At 70.6% G+C, this 5,404-nt stretch carries 6 protein-coding genes; all 6 read right to left on the bottom strand.

The window, feature by feature from the left end; all coding sequences use genetic code 11:
* Positions 1 to 113: 113 nt before the first annotated feature.
* The 6 genes from D474_RS0126580 to D474_RS0126555 all read right to left on the bottom strand — a co-directional run bounded on the left by D474_RS0126580 (position 114) and on the right by D474_RS0126555 (position 5,236).
* On the bottom strand, positions 114 to 740 hold the full coding sequence (locus D474_RS0126580) for an IS3 family transposase (RefSeq protein ID WP_017616515.1): 627 nt from the start codon (positions 738 to 740) through the stop codon (positions 114 to 116).
* A complete protein-coding gene (locus D474_RS0126575; RefSeq protein ID WP_017616514.1) occupies positions 737 to 1,078 on the bottom strand; it encodes a transposase in 342 nt (113 codons plus the stop codon). The genes D474_RS0126580 and D474_RS0126575 overlap by 4 nt, the downstream gene beginning before the upstream one ends.
* 2 nt (positions 1,079 to 1,080) lie before the next feature.
* Positions 1,081 to 1,509, bottom strand: a complete 429-nt coding sequence (locus D474_RS30220) for an IS5 family transposase (RefSeq protein ID WP_017616513.1) — start codon at positions 1,507 to 1,509, stop codon at positions 1,081 to 1,083.
* A 221-nt stretch (positions 1,510 to 1,730) separates the two neighbouring features.
* Positions 1,731 to 2,963, bottom strand: coding sequence for a PrsW family intramembrane metalloprotease (locus D474_RS0126565; protein WP_017616512.1), 1,233 nt, complete (start codon positions 2,961 to 2,963; stop codon positions 1,731 to 1,733).
* Positions 2,960 to 3,571 carry a hypothetical protein gene (locus tag D474_RS0126560; RefSeq protein ID WP_017616511.1) on the bottom strand — a complete coding sequence of 204 codons (612 nt, stop codon included), beginning with the start codon at positions 3,569 to 3,571 and terminating at the stop codon, positions 2,960 to 2,962. Before D474_RS0126560 ends, D474_RS0126565 begins: the two co-directional genes overlap by 4 nt.
* 189 nt (positions 3,572 to 3,760) lie before the next feature.
* Positions 3,761 to 5,236 (bottom strand): bifunctional phosphatase PAP2/diacylglycerol kinase family protein, encoded by a 1,476-nt coding sequence (locus D474_RS0126555; protein ID WP_026118826.1) that lies wholly within the window; start codon positions 5,234 to 5,236, stop codon positions 3,761 to 3,763.
* Between the last annotated feature and the right edge of the window lie 168 nt (positions 5,237 to 5,404).

Raw genomic sequence — 5,404 nt, 5'->3', positions numbered from 1 at the left:
AGACTGAGGGTGCAACGGAGTCCCTTGGAACCGGAGATGTGAGAGTCTCTGGTTTTCTAGCGGGCTCCGTTGCTTGTTGGTGGGGGTTCGAGCGGATCGCTACAGGTCCGTGATTAGTGCTGATGTCTCACAACCCCGACTTTGAAACAGCCCTGCAGACCCCCGCGCTCACGGGCGGCTGCTTTGAGGGCGTGGGCCACCAGGCCGGTGCGCATATGGTCGGCCAGTGCCCACCCGGCGAGCTTGCGCGAGCACAGATCGATGACCGTGGCCAGGTAGAGACTCCTTCCGTCGGCCAGGGGCAGGTAGGTGATGTCGCCGACATACTTGGTGCCCACGCTGTGCGCACTGAAGTCGCGTCTGAGCAGGTCGGGATGTTTGCGAGCCCCCTGGTCGGCGTCGGTGGTGCGCACCCGCCGGCGAAGTCGGATCCCGGCCAGGCCGTGCTCGCGCATCACGCGGGCGACCTTCTTGTGGGTGATCCGTGCATCCCCGGATGCTCCGTCATTGAGGTCTGCGGTGATCCTGGGCACCCCGTAGGCGGCATCACCGCCCCGGGCGGGGTCCTGCAGGGCGTGGATGCGTTCGGCCAGGGCCAGGTCTGCGCTCTGGCGTGCCGCACGCTGGGGTGCGGACCGGAGCCAGGCGTAGTAGGAGGACCGGGCCAGGCCGATGACCTCGCACAACCGCTTCACCTCGAAGGTGTGTCGGTGGTCGGCGACGAACTGGAAGCGGTTCACCAGTTCGTCTCCCCCGCGAAATACTTGGCCGCCTGGCGCAGGATGTCGCGTTGGGTCTCGAGGTTGCGGCGTTCGTCCTGCTCAGCTGCCAAGGCAGTCTCCAGGCGGGCGATTCTGGCCGCGGCGCTCTCGCCCTTGGGCGATGTGCCTGTGGCGTGCGTGGCGGGTGCTGGGGTGGGGTGTTGCGCGGGGTGCTGGGCGTAGACCCAGTTCTGCAGGGTTCCCCGGGTGCCAATGGCCAGGTCCGCTGCGATCGCTTTGAAGGTGGCGCCCGGGGTGTTCAGGTACAGGTCGATGGCTTGTCGGCGGAAGTCCTCGGAGTAGTTCTTACGGGCCATACCTAGATTCTCGCTTCCTCCCGACTCATGTCGGGTTCAGCGTGTCCAGAATCTGGGGTCAAGCCCCGGGTGGGTTGGCCGACGGTGTCGGCGCCCCTGGTGCTCTGGGAATCGATGATGCCGGCCGAGGGCTCGCCCTCACGTCCTTGCGCTGTGCGCACCCGGCGGCGCAAGGCGGCCATGACTTGCTCGGTGACTCTGTCCTTCTCCCATCGGGAGAAGTACCAGTACACGGTTTGCCAGGGCGGGAAGTCCACGGGTAGGTGGCGCCAGGAGCAGCCCGTGCGCACCACGTAGCCGATCGCGTCGACCACGTCGCGGCGGGGGTGTTTCTCGGGTCGGCCGCCGGTGTTGGCCGGTGGGAGCAGGGGCTCGATCAGGGCCCACTGGTCATCGGTCAGGTCCGAGGGGTAGGTCGGGCGTCGTGGCATGGGGGTCATGTTCGCGGTCTGACGGCAGCGGTGTGGGCGAAGTGCCCGGACTGTTACCACTTCTCAAACACGCTCTTATAGCGATGTGGCGGAATATGAAGCCAGCATCGAAGACTATGTGGACTGCGGATCTGGTTGAGCTCGTAAGCCGGGTCCGCCACCGCGCACATGGGACGGCCGCCGCCCACGGGGAGGCGACGGCCGTCGGGTGATGGCGGAGGTCAGTCCACGGCGTACCGTGCGGCCCGGTCCTCGGCCTCCTCCACCATCCGTTCCTGGCGCCTGCGCACATCGGGCCGCTCGGGCCGTGCCACGTGCGCCAGGGCCTTGCGCCGGCCGTGCCGGGAGGCCAGGGCCTTGGCGTCCGAACGCCGCATCCCCAGCTGTTTGCCCTGCTCGGCCAGCGACCTCTTGACCCGGCTCCGGAAGGTGTGGCGGACCGTGAAGTAGACGGCCATCGCGCTCAGGAACACGAACGCCACCTTCACGGCCACACCGAGCAGACCCTCGCCAAGAAGTGGCGAGTCGAAGAAGAAGTGCCCCAGCATCGCCAGCAGCACCAACCCCAGGGCCGCCAGCGCCCGCCGTGTGCCGGGCCGCCAGGACACCGCCGCCAACAGCCCGACGGCCGTACCGGAGACCGCGGTCATCGCCCAGTGGCTGCCGAGCCCGGTCAGGACCACGCGGACCACGGTGGAGTCGGTCACCGAGGTGGCCGGGGCCAGTGCACCGGAGAGGCTGATCGAGTTGAGCGCGTACAGGAAGTTCTCCGTCACCTCGAAGCCCAGCCCCACGAGCGCCCCGAAGACGAAACCGTCGATCGGGCCGCGCACCGCGTGCGGGAACGCGACGGCGAGCACGACCACGCCGGCCAGCTTGAGCAGCTCCTCGTTGAGCGGCGCGGTCAGGGCCGCGCTCCAGGCCCCGGCGGTTTCGTACCCCAGGACCTGCCCCCACAGGCCGCCCATCGCGGTGTTGGCGAAGGCGGCCACACCGGTCGCGGCGAGGATGCCCCAGACGGTGGCCAGGACCGCCACCGTCACTCGGGGCGGCCGCACGGGCCGGATCCTCCGGAAGATCCAGAATCCGACCGCGTAGGTGAGTGCGCACAGGGCGAACGCCAGCAGGGCCGGTGCGGCGTAGGCACGCACGGCCCCGAACATGTTCATCGACAGCAGCGCCAGCCCGACCACGCAGGCCGCGCCCAGGACCACCATCGCAGCAAGGGCGGGCCGACGTTGGCCGGGTTCGTGGTCGCCGTGCCCGATGTGGACCGGGCCGGGTGCGTCGCCGGCGACCGGTTCCCGGTCGGTCGGTTCGGTCTCGCCTGTCCGGCGTTCGGGGGCCACGTCCTCGTGTCCGGGGCCGCGCTGGAGAGGCACCTGCCCCTCCTCGGAACCGGGTTGCCCCTGGCCGGGAGTGTGCTTGCGGGGGTCGTGCTGTGCGTGGCTCATGAGGACTCCCCCTGGTGTTCGAAGGAGACGGCTCCGACGACGTCCTCCACGGCGGCGAGGTCGGCCTCCGTGGCGTGCTCACCGCCCAGGGTCATCTCCACCGCGAAGCCGCCGTCGGGGGAGGGGAAGACCGCGGCGCGTTCGGTTCGGTCCTGGGTGTGCAGGTCACCGACCAGGCCGCGGGTCCCGTCCTGTGTCGTGGCGGTCTCGGGATCGCTGAGCTCGGCGGCCCCGTCGTCGACCCGGCTGGTGGTCCCCATCCCCGACCACAGGTCCTCGGGGGTGGCCTCCACCCCTTGCGGGGGCTGGATCGAGACCAGGTCGAGTTCGACAGGGCCCCGCGTGAACACGTGCTGCTGGTCGGCCATGGTCCGCGTGGTGTCCACGTTCCAGCCGTCCTGGGGCAGGTCCAGGGAGGCCGCGTAGTCGCCACCCGAGCCAAGGTCCACCGTGTCGTCGGATGCCAGTGCCTGGGTGCTCGGGGTGACCGCGTTCAGCAGCGGCCACCCGGCCCCCAGGAGGACGACGACCCCGGTGGCCGCCCCCAACGGGACCCAGTTGCTGCGGGGACGGCGCACCCCCGCCCCCCGCTCCGTCGCCTCTGCCATGCGTGCCCCCTTCGTCGTTCACGGACATGGCGTGTGAAGACCACGAGAACAGTCCGTTTTGTGGAGCTCGGGAGCATTGGGGGGACTTGTCGCATATTGGCAGGGATTTCACCGGGCGAAGATTCGGCGCCCAACGGGTCGGCGGGTGGCCGTGGCGCGTCCGCGGGGCCGCGGCCACCCGGGTCGGGGTCAGGGGGAGGACACGGCCGGAACGAACACCCGCAGCGCTGCTGGACGCTTTGTGAAGTGCACCTTGGACGAGCCCTCGACCACCTCTCCGTCCACTGCGAGCAACCGCGGGCGTGCCGCGATCGTCAACGACAGGTGCGGGGCCAGGCGTTCGGTGTACCCGCCACCGCGTGCCCGGTGGCCCAGCAGCACGTCGGCCAGCGCCCGCAGCCGGGGGAAGGGTGAACGCGCCTCCAGCACCCGAACGTCCAGGCGTCCGTCGGCGAGGTTCTCGCGCAGCGCGGGCACCCGCGCGTGCGTGCGGTACCGGCAGTTGCCGACGAACGCCCACCACACGCGCGTGGGGCGCCCGTCCACCACGGCCGGGGTCGGATCCACCGACACCAGGTCCGCCAACAGCGCCGACGCGAACGCCGGCCACTTGCCGATGCGCTCCGCCCACCGGTCCCGGCGCTCGACCATGCGCGGATACGAACCGAACGAGGACGTGTTCAGGAAGATCCGCCCGTCGACCTCACCGACGTCCACCCGAGCCGTGCGCCCGTCCCGGTAGGCCTCCAACGCGGTGTCCACCGAGTCCAGCCCCAACGTGCGCGCGAAGTTGTTGAGGGTGCCGTCGGGCAGAACCAGCAGCGGGCGCCCGTGCTCCAGGGCGGCCCGCGCCCCCGTGTTGACCGTGCCGTCGCCGCCGGCCACCGCCAGTACCTCCGCGCCCCGGGCGGCCTCGTCCATCACCGCCTCCACGTCGTCGTCGGCCGAGGTCGTCACGACCCGGGCCCTGGGCATGGCACGCGCGATCCGGGTCGTGGTGTCGGCCACGTGCGGGGTGGGCATCCCACCGTCTGCCGCACGCGGATTCAGCACCACGGTCACGTTCGCACCCTCGGGGTCGGTGCCGCGGTCCGGCGACGCCACCGCCCGCGCGCCGAACAGCAGCTCGGGGCGGGGCGGGAGCACCATACGCGCCGCCGCAGCAGCGCCCACACCGACGGCGACGCCGCCCAGCACGTCGCCGGGGTAGTGCACCCCGCTGTGCACACGCGAGGCCGCCACCACCGCAGCCAACAGGCCCACCAGCGCGGTGAGCGGGCGCGGGGCGTCCGCGCCGATGCCGGTCGCGAACCCCACGGCTGCCGCGGTGTGGCCGGAGGGGAAGGAACTGCTGGTGTAGTCGCGGTACGGGAAACGCGCAGCGGGCACCGCCGAGGGGTGCGGACGCGGCCGCCGCACGACCTGTTTGAGAGCCGAGGAGGCCGCGTTGGCCAGACCCGCCGCCGCTATCGCCCGTACCGCGGTGCGCCGCAGACGAGGGCTGCCCGTTACCGCGAGGGTTCCGGCGACCAGGAACCACGGCGCCATGTTGTCCGTGGCCTGCACGAACGTGGGGGTGTAGGGGTCCAGGGACGGTAGTCCCACTGAGGTGGCGCGCCGATGTGCGCGCTCGTCGATCCGCCTCAGACGGCGCAGGATTCGCATGGACCCCAGGGTGGTGGGCGAGCGCCCTGCTGTCCAGGCGAGGGCGCGAACCGGGTCCCCCGAAAGGCTCCGAAGAAGAATCTCGAATGAGGAGCAATCCGTTGTCCCTCCCGCTCCGAATCACCGGCATCACCTTGTACACGTGAGCGAAGGGAACCCATGGCAACA

Origin of the sequence: Nocardiopsis salina YIM 90010, assembly GCF_000341025.1 — a bacterium.
In the GTDB taxonomy this organism is placed as follows: domain Bacteria; phylum Actinomycetota; class Actinomycetes; order Streptosporangiales; family Streptosporangiaceae; genus Nocardiopsis; species Nocardiopsis salina.
The sequence above is the reverse complement of the archived record's forward strand: the minus strand, read 5'-3'. Positions and strand labels throughout refer to the sequence as shown.